Below are 15,351 nucleotides of genomic sequence, written 5' to 3' on the forward strand. Positions count from 1 at the left end.
CCGCCCGTCACGCGTGCAGCGGCGGCCGGGTGTCCACGAAGGTCCGCAGGGGCGACCGCTCTGGCGCCTTCTCCTGCTCCTCCAGCAGCTCGAACTCCAGCGAGTCATGCGCGCAGAACACCGTGACGTCCCGTCCGTGGCGCTGCACCAGCTCGCGCAGCCGGCGCATGTTGTGCCAGCGCAGGTAGCCGTCCTTCTGCATCAGCTTCTGGTAGGCGCGCAGCCCTGGCGTGCACCGGTACCGGTCCGGGGCCATCTCGCCGTGGTAGAAGTACGCGTCTCCGGCGTGCAGCAGCCAGCCGCTGCCATTCTGGATGGCCACGCCCGCGTGGCCCAGGGTGTGGCCCGGCAGCGGCACCAGCAGGATTTCCGGCGGCAGTCCTGCCAAATCCCGCACGCACTCGAAGCCGAACCAGCGCTCACCGTCTCCACCGGAGGGGTACGTCACCCACTGCGTCTCGTGCATCCACTGCAACGGCCGGTAGCGGCGCCGGTCCAACGGCGTCGCCTGGGCCACGGCGCCCTGGTACTCGTCCGACAGCAGGTGGACCCGGGCGTGCGGGAAGTCGTCCAGGCCGCCGGCATGGTCGAAGTCCAGGTGGGTGAGGACGATGTCGCGCACGTCCCTGGCCTGGAAGCCCATGCGCTCAATCTGCCGGATGGCCGTGGAGCCCTCGTTGAGCTGGGGCCGCGTCAGCAGGTCGAGGAACAGGGGCGACAGCCGGGGGCGCCGGTGCTTCACGTCCTCCAGGCCGAAGCCGGTGTCCACCAGGATGAGTCCCTGCTGGCCTTCCACCAGGAGGCAGTGACACGTCAGCGCCGCGGGCCCCGTGAAGCCCTTTCGCCCGTCCACCAGCCGGCCGCCCGGTGGGCACATGGTGGTGCAGTTCAGGTGGTGGATGCGCATCGCTTCCGCTCCTCGGCAGGGAGCCGCTCGGGCGGCCCGGGTCCGGAGCTAAAGGTGCGCCGCGCGACGCCACGGAGGAATCCGCGCAAGCGGGATGGCAGGAGGCTCGCCCGCCCGGCGGGGGTGCCTGGATGTCCGCTTCAGAGCTGCTGCAGGTGCTCGGCCGTCCGCTCCTCGCGGACGTTGCCGGTGTTGAGCGTGGTGGCGGGCTCGAAGAGCAGGACGTGGACCTCCTCCTCCGCCACGGGCCGGTGCTCCACGCCGCGAGGAATGATGATGAACTCGCCTGGGCCCACGTCCACCGTGCGCTCGCGCAACTCCATGCGCAGCTGGCCGTGGAGCACGAGGAACAGCTCGTCCTCGGCGTCGTGCTGGTGCCAGACGAAGGGGCCGTGGAGCCGGGCCAGCCGGACGTGTTGGCCGTTCAGCTCGCCCACCACCTTCGGGGACCAGTGCTCGGAGAAGAGGGCCAGCTTCTGCGCGAGGTTGACCTTGTCCACCTCGGGGGCCGGCGTCTCCAGGGCGTCGCGCGCGGGCGGGGTGCCCGTGCCTTCCAAGGCACGGGCAGTGTCGGCGTGGCGGCGGGAGTCCCAGCGCGGACGACGTCCGGCGAGGACCGTGGGGCTGCGATGAGGCGCGCTCATGCGGGTGTCATCTCCTTCCGCGGCGCCGCTGCATTGGCTTGCGCCATGAGTTCGTCGTCGGAGTGTCTGTCTTCTGCGGAGGATAATCCCGCCTGTCAGCGCGCGGGAGTGGCCGCGAGGTCGACTACCCGACGGATGACGTGAAACATCGCGCCCGCGTGTCACGAAGGCGTCTGTCTCGAGCTCAGTCCGGGAAGAACATCGGGTCGCGCGTGGTGACGAACGAGGAGATGGCGCTGGCCACTTCCTCCGGCAGCCCGGTGAATTGCACACCCACGCCTGGCATCAGCTCCGGCGTGCGGGAATTGGCCTCGCGCACCCAGCGCACCACGCCCGTCACCTTCATGGGCCGGCCGCCCGGCAGCGTGAAGTCCAGCTCCACCTGCGTGCCGCGCGGCACCGCGTCCACGGTGGCGATGAACACGCCGCCCTCGCTGAGGTCCAGTGAGAAACCCGTGAAGAAGTTGGAGTCGCTGCGCATGTCGATGGACGTGTGCATCCGCACCCGTCCGTTGCGCCGCGCGTCGTTCTCCGGCGGGGTGGCGGGCCGGGCCGCGGCTGCTGGGAGAGGTGCGTGCCCCTGGGCCCTCGCCGCGGCGGCCGCCCGCGCCAGCTCGGCCTGGCGGGCCTTGGCGGCTTCGTGTTGTGCCCGCGACGCGGCTTCCTGGCGGGCCCTGGCCGCCTCGGCCTGACGCTTGAGCACCGCTTCCGCCTCGGTCACCGCGCGGGCCACCTGCGCCGCCTGCTCCTGGTGGGCTCGCAGCAGTGACTGCATCTCCGAACCTGCTTGCCGCCGAGCCTGGAGCGCCGCTTGACGGGCCTCCAGTGCCCGGACGCGCGGCGCCTCCACGTCCAGCGCGGGCGCCACGGCCAACTGCAACCGGGAGGACTGTTCCCCCAACATGGGGTCGGCACCGGGGACCTGGTGGGCCCGCGTCAGCGCCTGCCGCGTCTGCTCCAGCCGGGTGGCCAGCGCGGACGCCTCCGCCGTGGCCTGGGCGAGTTGTTCATGGAGCCGGCCCTCCAGCGTGGACAGCTCGCTCTCGGCGCGAGCCAGCTCCGCTTCACGGGAAGCAGCTGGAGGCATGCGGGCAGAAGGGGACGGCGAGCTCATGGGCGAAGGACTCCAGGGCGCCCACTGTAGCGTCCCCCGGACGGCCCCACGAGCCCCATGCGCCGAGCCGGAAATGACCCGGGGCCGCCCGCCTCCCAGGGATTGGCGGCAGGCAGGCGGCCATGCGCTGCCCGGGCCGCCTCAGTCCGCGCCCTTGATGCAGGCCACCGGCTTGAGCCGGTAGGCCACCCGGGCCAGCCCTGCCATCTCCACCGTCTCCAGGACGTCGTCCAGGTTCTTGTAGCAGGGGCCGGACTCGTCCAGCGGCGTCTGGCGGGTGTTGAGGAGGATGCCCGCCTCGGCCATGCGCTGGTCGGTGACGTCCTGCTTCAGCACGCGCCTCGCCTCGCCACGCGACATGCGGCGGCCGGAGCCGTGGTTCACCGAATAGATGGACTTCTGTGCGCCCGGCTCGGCAAAGAGGATGGCGCTGCCCGTCTCCATGGAGCCCGGGATGAGGATGGGGTGGCCCGTCTTCTCCCAGGGCGTGCCCTTCAGCGCGGGGTGTCCTCCGGGGAACGCGCGCGTGGCGCCCTTTCGGGCGACGAACTTCCCCGCCTCCTTCTGGATGAGGTTGTGGGAGATTTCGTAATACACGCTGGCCGTGCCGCCGAAGACGTCCTCCAGCGCCGCGCACACCGCCTCACCGATGATGAGCCGGTTGGCCACCGCGAAGTTGGCCGCCATGTTGTGGAGGTTCCAGTAGTCGCGGCCCAGCGGGCTCTCCGCGTCCAGCCAGACATGGTCCTCGCTGCGGCTCTTGAGGCCCAGTTGCGCGGCGCCCTCCACGAAGAAGTGCTTGGCGATGTTCCACCCGAAGCCGCGGCTGCCGGTGTGCAGCATCACCCACACGCGGCCGTCCTGGTCCACCTGCATCTCGGTGAAGTGGTTGCCGCCGCCCAGGCTGCCCAGTTGCTCACGCTTGCCGAAGGCGCGCTCGGGGATGTCCACCCGGTCGTCCTCGACGGGGATGTAGTCGCGCTCGGTGACGGACGAACCCCGGCCCAGGGCCTTGGCGCCGTGGCGCACCACGTCCGAGAAGGTGCGGTCCGTCACCCTGCGCTGCTTCTGCACGCGGCTGGCGCCCACGCCCACGGCGATGCGCTTCGTCACCTCTTCAATCCAGCGGCGGCGCTTCGTGGCGTCGGCGACGTCCTCGGCGGTGAGCGTCGTCTGCAACTGCACCATGCCGCAGCCGATGTCGTAGCCGGCGGCGGTGGGCAGGAGGATACCGTCCGTCTCCACCACCGTGCCAATGGGGACGCCGTAGCCCAGGTGACAGTCGGGTGTGACAGCCACGCGGGTGACCCCGGGGAAGGATGCCGCATTCACCACCTGGTCAAAGACAGAGTCCTCCAGTCCAGGTTGCTCGGGGCCCTCCCCCCACAGCAACTTGTCGGACAGGAACAGGTCCGCATCGACCTTCATGCTCTTGGTCTTCGCCAGGACGTAATGGCCCTCTGAGACCTTCTCCAGCCGCTGCTTCCAACTCATGACTCTTATCCCCCAGACGGGATGAACACGCGGCAGCGACGGGAGCGTCCAGGGAAGCTGACGCCAGGAGCCGAAACCCGAAAACAGGAGCAGAGGATGCTGGGGGCACAGGCGGGAAGGCGAGCGAATTCGGAGCCGCACGAGGCCGCGGCCGGGACGTGCCCGGCCGGGCGAAAGTCAGCCCGAGAGCGGACGGCGAGGTTCCGATCGCCCCGGGACTTGTCACGTCCGGATTCCATTCCCATCCATTCCGCAGCATCCAGGTAGGGGGTGGGCGATGGGTTTCCTTGGTGGGATTTTCCTGGCGGTGGCGTTGCAGGCGGGACCCGTGGAGAAGGAGCAGGCACAGACGCCGGTGGAGGTGGCAGCCCCGGTGTTCAATCCCTCCGCGTGCGCGAAGAAGCGGGTGGACCCCTGTGGGTGTCACCATGTCTATGGCATCCGGCACTGCCACCCGAATCGGAAGGGTGACCACTGCGAGGCGCCGGTGAAGGCGGAGGTCGAGGCCCCGCGCAAGAGCCGGGACACCTCGAAGAAGGCGGACACGCAGGCCCGGACGCGCGAGCCCGAAAAGAAGCAGCTCGACCCGAGCAAGTCCGTGTCCATGTAGGCTCCAGGCGCGCGGGCGATTCGCGGAGGAACGCGGAGACCTCGCGCGCCAGCAATTCAGGCGCGGTGACGTGGGCCACGTGGCCCTGTCCGGGCGGATGCCCAGGCGGGCGGGGCTCAGCGTCCGCGCGAGCGCCGCGTCCGGTCCTGCGTGTGCGAGCACAGGGTGCAGCGGGGAGCCTTGTGGCGGGTATGGCCGCCCGCGCGCCCCACGCCGCCCAAGGTCAAGGCCCTTGGCGATTTCCTGGCGCAGTTGCTCGCCGAGTTGTCGTCACGTCATGGCCGGGTGGAAACGGGGGGAGGGAACGGGGTAACAAGGCGGGTGAGCCGTGCCGCTCCAGGCACGCGCGGTGCCGAGGTGCGCATGCGAACGCAGCAGAGCCGCTCGCTCGTCTTCCTCCAGCAACTCGGCTCCGGGGCACGTGAGGGCTACGAGACCCTGCCCGGACTGGAGGACACGCTGGTCGCGCTCTGCGCCGCGGCGCGGCAGGCCTGGCCGGGCGTGACGCTGGCGGAGGAAGACTTCCTACGCCACCTTGCTTCGTGCCTGCCACGGGACGAGGACCCCTCACGGGTGCTGGCCACCGTGCATGCCGCGGACCTCTTTCTGGCGTGCGCCTGTGTGCGGGGGAACGCTGCGGCGCATGCCGCGCTGGAGCGCCACGTTCTTCCCAAGGCGGCGGCGTCCTTGGCTCGGATGCGGGACACGGGTGTGGACCCCTCTGAGGTGGTTCAACACCTGCGCGAGCGGCTGCTCGTCCCAGAAGGTGACCGGCCCGGACGCATGGCGGAATACCAGGGCAGTGGTCCGCTCGCGGCCTGGTTGCGGGCGGCAGCGGTGCGTACCGCCCTCAACCTCCAGCGCTCGGAGCGCCGGAGGGCCCACGCCGAAGAAGAGGCGGAGGCGCTCCCGCTGCCAACCCATGCGGGCATGGCGGACGTCGAGTTGGACTACCTGCGCAAGAACCACCGCGAGCATTTCCAGACGGCGCTCTCCGAGGCACTGAATGCCCTGCCCACGCGGGAGCGCACCGTGCTGCGCTTGCACGTGGTGGAGGGGCTGAGCCTGGAGCGCATCGGCACCATGTACCAGACGCACAAGTCCACCGTGTCGCGCTGGGTGGCCCGCGCCCGGGAAGCGGCGCTGGAGGGCACACGTCAGCGGCTGGCGGAGCGGCTTCGGCTCACCTCCGGCGAACTGCACAGCCTGATGCGGGTGGTACAGGGAGAGCTGGACCTGAGCCTGCCGTCCCTGCTGAGCACGTCTGGGGCTTCCTGAGGGTCCGCGGACTTTTTTCGCGGCCGCGTGCAACGCTCCGACATGGCCGGTGTCATCCGGGTGAAGGTGGAACACCCCCCTCTTGGAGGACACACACCATGCATCACAGAATGGGCCTTGCCCTGGTTGCGCTGGCGTTGGTGGGAGCACCTGCGCTGGCGGAGGAGTCGAAGCCGGTCCCGTCTTCTGGGGCCTCGGCCACCACCGAGGAAACGGTGGTCGTGAAGAAGGGCAGCCATCGCGACCTTCAAATTCCGGGAATGGTCCGCATCGCGATTGACGAACCGGAGACTGCGGACATCAAGGCACTCGGCAAAGGGGTGCTGCGCATCATCGGTAAGCAGGCCGGTGAGACAGCGCTCCTCGTGTGGGCGGGGCCCGAGAACAAGCGGAGCAGCTACCGCATCGTCGTCACCGATTGATGCAGGGCATCGGTGGCCATGGCGCCGCCATGTGACATGAGTGGGAGCCGCGCTCCTCCGCGCAGGGATGAGGGGCGTGGGCGCCGCTGGACCAGGGCTTCGCGCCGTCTGGACCGCACCACTTGTCCGAGTTGACGTCTCCGCCGTGAGCGCTGGATGCGCGTGGTCACCTCCCGGAGGTGGATGGCCACCACCTCGAGGCTTGGAGGGCTCATCTGAAGAGAGCGCCTTCCAGAGGACCTCCGCGGCAGTCTCGACGTCTTCTTCACCCACCACCTCGCCCCGGCCCGCCCGGCGCACGAGCTCCGACAGCATGCCCCACACCATGCACTCATGGAGCCAGGTGCGGCCTTTGGGAAACACCTGCTCGCGCTCGCCATGCTCGAGGACCTCCAGCACCTGCGCGCGCGTCCGTCCGTCATGCTCGCCCGGTGGGTCCGTGTCCGGATGGTTGTGAAGGAAGGTGAAGCCCACGAGGTGGGGCTGCAACAGCGCCCAGGTCGCGAACTCGCGCCAGAAGGCGATGAAGACGTCGCGAAAGCCCTGCCGCAGCGGGTCGCCATCCGCCATCTGGTAGGCGACGAAACCCGTGTAGGACAGCTCGCGCTCGGTGAGGGTCCGTATCGCCCTCGCGATGCCCTGCTTGCTGCCATAGTAACGATACAGCGAGCCCACCGAGAGCCGCGTGGCCCGGGCCAGTTCCGCGGCCCGGACGTTGTCGAACCCCCGCTGTGCCAGCAACTCCGCCGCGTCACGCAGCCTGAAAGCGCGCATCTCCGCCAACGTGTACATTCGCCCGTCCCCCTGCCTTCGCGGCCGTCGCGTGGAAGGAACGTTCCCTCCACGATGACCTGTCTACAGGGAGGGACTGACATGAGGTGGGAGGTCGGGTCGGCGCGCCAGCGGAGCTGCCTTCGAGGGTGGGAAACTCGGGTGGGCTGTTCGGCGCGGACCCGGGCTGCGATGATTCGAGGCGCGCCATGAACCCGTTGCACCGTCCTCCGATGTCCGCATGTCCGGATGAGAACCTGCTCGCGGCCTTCGTCAGTGGCTCGGCTCCCGTGGGGAAGGTGGTGGTGGTGGAAGCACACCTCGACGGTTGCGCGGACTGCCGGGCGTTGGTGGCGGCGGTGGCGGCCAGCTCCTCCCTGCCGGGCGCAGTCGCAGTTGAGCGTGAGGTGGAGGTGCCCACGCGGTGGGACACGGGCGCGGCGACGTTGCCGGACGCGCGGGAGGAGCCGGTCCTGCCGCCAGGGACGCGGCTGGGGGCCTATCTGCTGCAGGGCGTGTTGGGCATGGGAGGGATGGGCGTGGTGTACGCGGCGGATGACCTGCGGCTGGGGCGGCGGGTGGCGCTCAAGCTGTTGAGGCCGCTGCTCGCGGGCGCACAGGACCAGGGGCGTGAGCGGCTGCTTCGCGAGGCCCAGGCCATGGCGCGGCTCTCACATCCCAACGTGCTGCCGCTCTTCGAGCTGGGGACGGCGGAGGGGCACGACTTCCTGGCCATGGAGTGGGTGGACGGCACGACGCTTGCGGACTGGCTTCGGGAACGCGAGCGTCCATGGCGGGACGTGTTGGATGTCTTCCTGGCAGCGGGAGCGGGGCTGGCCGCCGCCCATCGCGCGGGGATGGTGCACCGCGACTTCAAGCCGTCCAACGTGCTGGTGGGGCGCGACGGCCGGGTACGCGTCACGGACTTCGGGCTCGCGAGGCACGGCACGGGCGTGTCTCCCGAGGCGCCGGCCGGTGTGAGCGAGGGTGCATCGAAGGCCTCCATGCTCACGGAGTGGGGGCAGGCCGCGGGAACGCCGGCGTACATGTCTCCCGAGCAGCGCGCGGGAAGGGCCGTGGACGCCCGCGGCGACCAGTACAGCTTTTGCGTCGCGCTCCACGAAGCGCTCCACGGTGAGCGTCCCGGCCACCGTGCTGCCTCCGCCGCACCGCGAACATCGAGCGTGCCGAGGCATCTCCGCACCGCGCTGGCGCGGGGGCTCGCGAACGCGCCCGAGGACCGCTTCCCCAGCATGGAGGCGCTGATGGCGGTGCTCTCCCTGCCTTCGCCGGCATGGGGCCGCCGGGGCATCCTGGCCCTGGCGGGAGCGGGTTCCCTGGTAGTTCTGGGCGTGCTCCTGTGGAAGCCGTCTTTTCTGTTCCAGACCGACGCCGCCACGCCGCGAGCCGAGAGGCCCGGGCGCATGGCCGCATCGCCGGTTGTCCTGCGCGTCGGCGACGTGCACGAACTGGTCGTTCCTGGACTCCAGCGCATCGCGGTGGGCGAACCGAGCCTCGTCGAAGTCACCGTGCCGCGTCAGGGCGTGGTGCGTCTGAGGGGGAAGGAGGCGGGCAGCACGGACCTGATTACGTGGAGCCACGCCGGAGAGATGAAGTCCCGAGTCCTGGACGTCACCGCGCGCTGACGTCAGCGTCCGCCGGGAGCCCTGCGTGCCTGGCGGGGCGTTTCCTGTCCCAGCAGCCGGTACGCCTGCTGCCGGTGTTCGCGCAGCGTGGGCAGCATGTCCCCGAGCAGCGCTTGCAGCCCGGCGTTGCCGGAGAACTGCTGCTGCCCCGCCATCACCTTGGCGATGTCCGCGTCATGGTCGCCCACCATGGCGGCCAGGAAGGCGCGGTCGAACGCGGGGCCCTGGAGGGACTGGAGCTTCGCCATCGACGCTTCTTCCGCGCGCTCCATCGTCTTGGCGAACTCGGTGTCCGCCTGGGGCTCGGCCAGCGTCAGGTTCTGCTTCCGGGCGTAGGCCATGAGGCGTTGGTCTGCTTGCCCGTGGTCCTTCACCAGTCGCGCGCCGTAGTCCTTCACGCCTTGGGCGCTGCCCTGCCGTTGAGCGAGCTGGCCCAGCTTCACCTCGTGCTGGTTGGCCTGGTGGAGCTCGTCGAGGAACGCCTTCTCGTCGGTGGGGATGGGCAGCAGGCCTTGCCGCAGCAGCGCCACGCCGCGCGCATCAGGCGGAGTGCCCTGGGAACCAGCGCCCCCCGTGCCTTCCTCGAACGGCTCCGGGGCCTGCCCCTGGTCGATGGCCTCCGGACGGCCCATGCGGACCATGCTCTCCGTGTCGTCCGTGCCGTTCTGCTGCGCCAGAGCGCCGCCGCCCAGTGCGAGCGTGCCCGCCACCACCCCACCCATCCATCGCTTCATCGTCTGCCTCCCATGTCCCGAGCGAGACATCAAACCGAAGGTGGAGGCGGAGGATGGCGCCGAGCAAGTGGGGCGGGCAGCGGGGCGAGGGCTCCTGCCTCAGTGCCTCCGGGGTTTCGAGGGCATCCCGCCGTCAGCGGCGCCACTCCCGGAAGGCTTACGGCTCCGACAGCAGGAACAACGCGTGCGCGCTGGCGATGGGCCGCGTGCGGTCGTCCTGCCACGCATCCACCCGGACGTTGGCCACGCGCCGGCCCTGGCGGGTGACGAACGCCTTGGCGAAGGTGTCCTGCGGCTTGCCGGAGCGGAGGAAGTCCACCGTGAGCGAGATGACCTTCGGCACGCGCTCGGTGTTCGTCTGCAGCAGCAGCTCGAAGACGGCGGCGGATTCCAGCAGCGCGCCGAGCGTGCCGCCGTGCAGGGCGGGAATCAGGCTGTTGCCGATGTTCCTCGGGTTGAAGGCCATGCGGCAGAGCATCTCGCCGGCGAGGTTCTCCACGCCGATGCCCATGAAACGCGTGTAGGGGATGGCGTCGGTGAGGCGCTTGTACTCGCGCGTCTTGCGTACCTGGCGAACCAGCTCGGCGAGGGGAGGCTTCGTGGACTCGGACATGGTCGTCATTCCTCTGTCCGCATGAAGGTGCCCTGGGCGGAAGCCACGGGGTGGCCCGGGTCGCCCTGGTGGACGAACGCGCGGACGAAGGCCACCTGGCGGGTGAGCCGGTAGCACTCGGCCACGCAGGTGAGAACGATGCCAGGCCGCGCGGGGCGCAGGTAGTCGATGCGCAGGTCCAGCGTGACGAGTGGGGCGAAGCGGCCCAGCTTGAGGAAAACGGCGGTGCCACAGGTGGCGTCGATGAGCGTCGTCACCGCGCCGCCGGCGATGACGCCGGTTTCCGGGTTTCCGACGAGGTTCTCCGCGTAGGGCAGCTCGACGGTGGCCTCAGCGGCGCGGATGTCCACCAGCCTCAGCCCCAGCGCGTGATTGTGGGGCACGACGTCGGTGTAGAAGATCGCGCAGCGCTCCATCCGCTCGGCCTTGTCTTCAGGAAGCGTGAAGTCGTCCGACATGAGGGGCGCGATACCAGATTCAGGGCCGCATGGCGCACTGTGTTTTGACGGGCGCCCGCAACGTCACGCTAGGAGGCCACGGCCGCGGCGCTGGAGAGCTGCTTCCACGCGCCGGCAAGCGACGTGCCGATGTCCCGCATCACCGCGTCATCCGACCAGTAGAAGGGGTGGACCAGGGGGGTCCACGAGAAGAGCGGGCCCGCCACGCGCACGGCGCGGTCCTCCACCGCGGCGTGATAGGCGGCGCTGAGGGGCTGGAGCGGCCAGGCGAACACGTCGTCCTCGTCGTGGAAGTTGAGCCACCGTCCGCCAAGCCCCGGATGGTGGCGTGCCAGCTCCGGCGCGGGGACCTGCACGGGCTGGTCGAGCTCCGCGTGGGGATAGCGCAGGCTCCAGAGGGCCATGGGACTGCCCAGCGTGTAGAAGTGGCTGAGCGTCTCGCCGCGCTCCAGGGGCGAGCTGCCCTGGGCCGCGCGCACCGTCTCCTCGATGATGTCCCGCCCGGCCAGTCGCTGAGCCTGCAAGTCGTAGAAGTAGTTGCTGGCGATGACGCTGCCCAGGCTGTGCGCGATGACGCAGAGCGGAGCGGTGTCACCGGCCTGCTGGCGCAGGCGGCCCAGGGCCTCGGCGACCTTGCGGTGGATGCCCGTGTAGACGTCCGGGTCGGCGGGGTTCGTCTGGTAGGCGATGATGTCGCCCACGAAGTGCACCAGCATCCACCGCAGGCCGGGGTAGCGCAGGTCCATGCCGCGCAGGGACGGCCGCATCAAGCGGAGCATCATCGGCACGAGCGCGGACTCGTGACCCTGGTTCACCGTGCGCACGCTGTCATAAAGGGATTTCCAGTACGTGTCCGCATCCGCAGGGGCGTAGCGGGCGAGCAGGTCCTTCTCCGCGCCTTCCAGCACGGAGGCCCAGTTCACCGTTTCGACGGCGAGTGTGTCCGGCGCGGCCCCCGCGTGCTGCGCGAAGTGCTGGCGCAGCAGACGCACGGCGGTGTCATAGAGACCCGGGTCATCCACTTCAATGCCGTGGATGACGAGCACGGCGAGCTTCTGACGCGTCTGCATGGAGACTCCCCCCGGAATCAGTGCTGCTCGGCGGGTGTGAGCCTACACGGCCCGGAAGAGGCTCGCCTGTTCGCCTGTTCTCAGCCGGCATCCAACAGCCCCTGGGGGCCGGATAGTCTCCGCCACCCGACACACGGTTTCTTCCTCAAGAGGACTTCTGGTGAAACGACTGACCTCCTCCCTCCTCGCCGTCCTGCTGATGCCCGCCGCGCCCATGGCCGCGCAGCAGGCTCCGGCGAAGCCTCCCGCGGTCCGGCAGGACCCGCCACGGCCGGCACCCGACACGAAGGACGCCGCGCGCGACGCGGCCCGCGCCGCCGAGGTAGACGCCCCGCGTCCGCCGTCCGGTGAGGCCGCGCAGAAGGCGGAGAAGGAAGGGGGAGACACCTGGAAGGTGGACGCGCCGGGCTTCCCCGCTCGCCAGGTGAACATCGACGTCACCGAGGGCACGTGGATGAACGTGGACGTCAGCCCGCGCGGAGACGAAATCGTCTTCGACCTGCTGGGGGACATCTACGTGCTGCCCATGGGCGGCGGCGAAGCGAAGGCGCTGACGTCCGGCGTCGCGTGGGACATGCAGCCGCGCTTCAGCCCGGACGGCAAGCGCATCGTCTTCACCAGTGACCGGGGCGGCGGAGACAACATCTGGGTGGTGGACCGGGACGGCTCGAATGCGCGGGCGGTGACGGAGGAGAAGTTCCGCCTGCTCAACAGCCCCGCGTGGAGTCCGGACGGGCAGTTCATCGTGGCGCGCAAGCACTTCACCGCGCGGCGTTCGCTGGGCGCGGGCGAGGTGTGGATGTACCACCGCGCCGGCGGCGAGGGCGTGCAGCTCACCGAGCGCACCAACGACCAGAAGGATTTGGGCGAGCCCGCCTTCTCACCCGACGGGCGCCACGTCTACTTCAGCCAGGACGTCTCGCCGGGGAAGAGCTTCGAATACAACAAGGACCCCAACGGGCAGATCTACGCCATCCAGCGGCTGGATTTGGAGACGAAGGAAATCGAGCCTTTCATCACGGGCCCCGGCGGCGCCATCCGCCCCACGCCGTCACGTGACGGCAAGCAGCTGGCCTTCGTCCGCCGGGTGCGCGCCAGGAGCGTGCTCTACGTCACCGACGTGGCGTCCGGCGCGGAGCGCCCGCTGTACGACGGGCTCGACCGGGACATGCAGGAGACGTGGGCCATCCACGGCGTGTATCCGGGCATGGCGTGGACGCCGGACAACAAGGCGATTGTCTTCTGGGCGGGCGGCAAGCTGCACCGCATCGACGTGGCCACGAAGAAGGTGACGCCCATTGCCTTCCGCGTGCGGGGGACGCGCACGATTTTCGAGGCCGTGCGCAGCCCGCAGGCGGTGGCCCCCGAGCGCTTCTCCACGAAGATGCTGCGCTGGGTGCAGGTGTCCCCCAAGGGGGACCGCGTGGTGTACCAGGCGCTGGGCAAGCTGTACGTGAAGCAGCTGCCGGCGGGTACGCCCCGGCGCCTGACGAAGCAGGACGACCACCTGGAGTTCTATCCGTCGTTCTCTCGGGACGGGCGTTCCATCGTCTACACGACGTGGGACGACGAGAAGCTGGGCACCATCCGCGTGGTGCCCGCCACCGGCGGCGAGGGCAAGGTGCTGACGAAGCAGCCGGGCTACTACGTGGAGCCCGCGCTCAGCCCGGACGGCAAGACGCTGGTGTACCGCGCGTCCGGGGACGGCTACCTGATGCCCGGGCTGTGGAGCCGGAACACGGGCCTGTTCGCCATGCCCGCGGGTGGCGGCACGCCGAAGCGCCTGGCGCGTGACGGTGAGCAGCCGCACTTCGGCGCGCGCTCGGACCGCGTGTACTTCCTGCACGTGGAGCACAAGGAGAAGGAGGACGTCCGCTCCCTGAAGAGCATCGGGCTGAGCGGGAGCGAGGAGCGCACGCACCTGACCAGCGCCGAGGCCACCGAGCTGCGCGTCTCCCCGGACGAGCGGTGGGTGGCGTTCCGGGAGAACTTCAACGCCTTCGTCGTTCCCTTCGCGCTGGGTGCGAAGGCGGCCACGGTGGGGCCCGGCGCGAAGGCGCTGCCGCTGGCGAAGGTGAGCCGGGACGCGGGCGAGTACCTGCACTGGTCCGGCGACAGCCAGCGCCTGCACTGGGCGTTGGGGCCCGAGCTCTTCACGCGCGCGCTGAAGGAGAGCTTCGCCTTCATCGACGGCGCGCCGGAGAAGCTGCCGGAGGCGCCGGAGAAGGGCGTGGACCTCTCCTTCCCGGTGAAGGCGGACGCGCCGGAGGGCACGCTGGCGCTGGTGGGAGGCCGCGTCATCACCATGAAGGGTGACGAGGTCATCGAGCAGGGCGTGGTGGTGGTGCGGAACAACCGCATCGTCGCCGTGGGCCCGGTGGGCAAGGTGCAGGTGCCGTCCGGGGCCAAGGTGGTGGATGTGAAGGGCAAGACGTTGATGCCCGGCCTCATCGACGTGCACTGGCATGGGGCCATGGGCATGGACGGGCTGATGCCCGAGCAGAGCTGGGTGCATGCGTCGTCCCTGGCCTTCGGCGTGACGACGCTGCACGACCCGTCGAACACGTCGGAAGAGGTCTTCGCCGCCAGTGAGCTGGCCCGGGCGGGCGGCGTGGTGGCGCCGCGCATCTTCTCCACGGGCACCATCCTCTACGGCGCATCCGGCGCGGGCTACCGCGCGCCCATTGAGACGTTGGACGACGCGCGCTCGCACCTGCGGCGGATGAAGGCGATGGGAGCCTTCAGCGTGAAGAGCTACAACCAGCCGCGCAGAGACCAGCGGCAGAAGGTGCTCCAGGCGGCGCGCGAGCTGGACATGCTGGTGGTGCCGGAGGGCGGCTCGCTGCTCCAGCACAACCTGACGATGGTGGTGGACGGGCACACGGGCGTGGAGCACGCGATTCCGGTGGCGCGCATCTACGCGGACGTGAAGCAACTGTGGGGCAAGAGCGGCACCGGCTACACGCCGACGCTGGGCGTGGCCTACGGCGGCGTCTGGGGTGAGAACTACTGGTACCAGAAGACAAACGTGTGGGAGGACGAGCGCCTGCTGTCCTTCGTCCCGCGCCGGGTGGTGGATTCGCGCAGCCGCCGGCCGTCCATGCACGTGCCGGATGACGAGTTCAACCACTTCGCCGCCGCCACCGTGGCGCGCGAGCTGAGTGACGCGGGCGTGAGCGTGCAGTTGGGCGCGCACGGCCAGCGTGAAGGCCTGGCGGCGCACTGGGAGCTCTGGATGTTCGGCCATGGCGGCATGAAGCCGCTCCAGGCGCTGCGCTCGGCGACGCTGAGCGGGGCGCGCTATCTGGGCCTGGACGGAGAGATTGGCTCTTTGGAAGCGGGCAAGCTGGCGGACCTCATCGTGCTGGATGGCAATCCCTTGCAGGACCTCAAGCACAGCCGCTCGGTGCGCTACACCATGGTGAACGGGCGCCTGTACGACGCGGCCACGCTCAACGAGGTGGGGACGCGCCAGCGCCCGCGCGCGAAGTTCTTCTTCGAGAAGGACGGGAACGAAGGCTGGAGCCCCAAGGCCACGGAGCACACGCACACGCACGCGTGCGACTGAGCCCCCAGGCGCCCCCATCCGA

General features: G+C 69.8%; 13 protein-coding genes and 1 pseudogene. 5 read left to right on the top strand and 9 right to left on the bottom strand.

The features are described 5' to 3' along the window. Window positions 1–7: 7 nt before the first annotated feature. The 4 genes from FL344_RS11795 to FL344_RS11810 all read right to left on the bottom strand — a co-directional run bounded on the left by FL344_RS11795 (window position 8) and on the right by FL344_RS11810 (window position 4,159). The gene (locus tag FL344_RS11795; RefSeq protein WP_141618587.1) at window positions 8–907 is read right to left on the bottom strand and encodes an MBL fold metallo-hydrolase; all 900 of its coding nucleotides are present in this window, start codon (window positions 905–907) and stop codon (window positions 8–10) included. 140 nt (window positions 908–1,047) lie between these two features. Further along, window positions 1,048–1,551, bottom strand: coding sequence for a cupin domain-containing protein (locus tag FL344_RS11800; RefSeq protein WP_020477949.1), 504 nt, complete (start codon window positions 1,549–1,551; stop codon window positions 1,048–1,050). 184 nt (window positions 1,552–1,735) lie between these two features. Then, the gene (locus FL344_RS11805) at window positions 1,736–2,665 is read right to left on the bottom strand and encodes a TIGR02266 family protein (protein WP_141618588.1); all 930 of its coding nucleotides are present in this window, start codon (window positions 2,663–2,665) and stop codon (window positions 1,736–1,738) included. A 141-nt stretch (window positions 2,666–2,806) separates the two neighbouring features. Further along, window positions 2,807–4,159, bottom strand: coding sequence for an RtcB family protein (locus FL344_RS11810; RefSeq protein ID WP_141590525.1), 1,353 nt, complete (start codon window positions 4,157–4,159; stop codon window positions 2,807–2,809). A gap of 277 nt (window positions 4,160–4,436) precedes the next feature. Here FL344_RS11810 and FL344_RS11815 point away from each other — a divergent pair, with 277 nt between their 5' ends. From FL344_RS11815 to FL344_RS11825, 3 genes are all read left to right on the top strand, one after another. Then, window positions 4,437–4,769, top strand: a complete 333-nt coding sequence (locus tag FL344_RS11815) for a hypothetical protein (protein ID WP_141590527.1) — start codon at window positions 4,437–4,439, stop codon at window positions 4,767–4,769. Between the two features lie 363 nt (window positions 4,770–5,132). Then, on the top strand, window positions 5,133–6,047 hold the full coding sequence (locus FL344_RS11820) for a sigma-70 family RNA polymerase sigma factor (RefSeq protein WP_228564960.1): 915 nt from the start codon (window positions 5,133–5,135) through the stop codon (window positions 6,045–6,047). 110 nt (window positions 6,048–6,157) lie between these two features. Then, window positions 6,158–6,469 (top strand): pilus assembly protein N-terminal domain-containing protein, encoded by a 312-nt coding sequence (locus FL344_RS11825; RefSeq protein WP_194858402.1) that lies wholly within the window; start codon window positions 6,158–6,160, stop codon window positions 6,467–6,469. Window positions 6,470–7,150: 681 nt separating this feature from the next. Here the strand turns inward: FL344_RS11825 and FL344_RS39715 are convergent. After that, window positions 7,151–7,261: pseudogene (locus FL344_RS39715) on the bottom strand (hypothetical protein); the annotation flags it as partial. 188 nt (window positions 7,262–7,449) lie between these two features. On the opposite strand from FL344_RS39715, the gene FL344_RS11835 reads away from it, so the two are divergent. Continuing rightward, the gene (locus tag FL344_RS11835; RefSeq protein WP_141618590.1) at window positions 7,450–8,886 is read left to right on the top strand and encodes a protein kinase; all 1,437 of its coding nucleotides are present in this window, start codon (window positions 7,450–7,452) and stop codon (window positions 8,884–8,886) included. Window positions 8,887–8,888: 2 nt separating this feature from the next. Here the strand turns inward: FL344_RS11835 and FL344_RS11840 are convergent, their stop codons facing one another. The 4 genes from FL344_RS11840 to FL344_RS11855 form a co-directional block, all read right to left on the bottom strand. After that, complete coding sequence (locus FL344_RS11840) at window positions 8,889–9,620, bottom strand: DUF4142 domain-containing protein (protein ID WP_228564961.1); 732 nt, start codon at window positions 9,618–9,620, stop codon at window positions 8,889–8,891. Between the two features lie 157 nt (window positions 9,621–9,777). Continuing rightward, on the bottom strand, window positions 9,778–10,242 hold the full coding sequence (locus tag FL344_RS11845; protein WP_090491085.1) for a PaaI family thioesterase: 465 nt from the start codon (window positions 10,240–10,242) through the stop codon (window positions 9,778–9,780). After that, on the bottom strand, window positions 10,239–10,691 hold the full coding sequence (locus FL344_RS11850) for a PaaI family thioesterase (protein ID WP_141255415.1): 453 nt from the start codon (window positions 10,689–10,691) through the stop codon (window positions 10,239–10,241). The genes FL344_RS11845 and FL344_RS11850 overlap by 4 nt, the downstream gene beginning before the upstream one ends. Before the next feature lie 68 nt (window positions 10,692–10,759). After that, window positions 10,760–11,761 carry a hypothetical protein gene (locus FL344_RS11855; protein ID WP_141618592.1) on the bottom strand — a complete coding sequence of 334 codons (1,002 nt, stop codon included), beginning with the start codon at window positions 11,759–11,761 and terminating at the stop codon, window positions 10,760–10,762. 160 nt (window positions 11,762–11,921) lie between these two features. Between FL344_RS11855 and FL344_RS11860 the strand changes: the two genes are divergently transcribed. Then, window positions 11,922–15,329 (top strand): amidohydrolase family protein, encoded by a 3,408-nt coding sequence (locus FL344_RS11860; RefSeq protein WP_141618593.1) that lies wholly within the window; start codon window positions 11,922–11,924, stop codon window positions 15,327–15,329. Window positions 15,330–15,351 lie beyond the last annotated feature (22 nt).

This window comes from Myxococcus sp. AB036A (assembly GCF_006547355.1).
GTDB classification, from domain to species: domain Bacteria; phylum Myxococcota; class Myxococcia; order Myxococcales; family Myxococcaceae; genus Myxococcus; species Myxococcus virescens.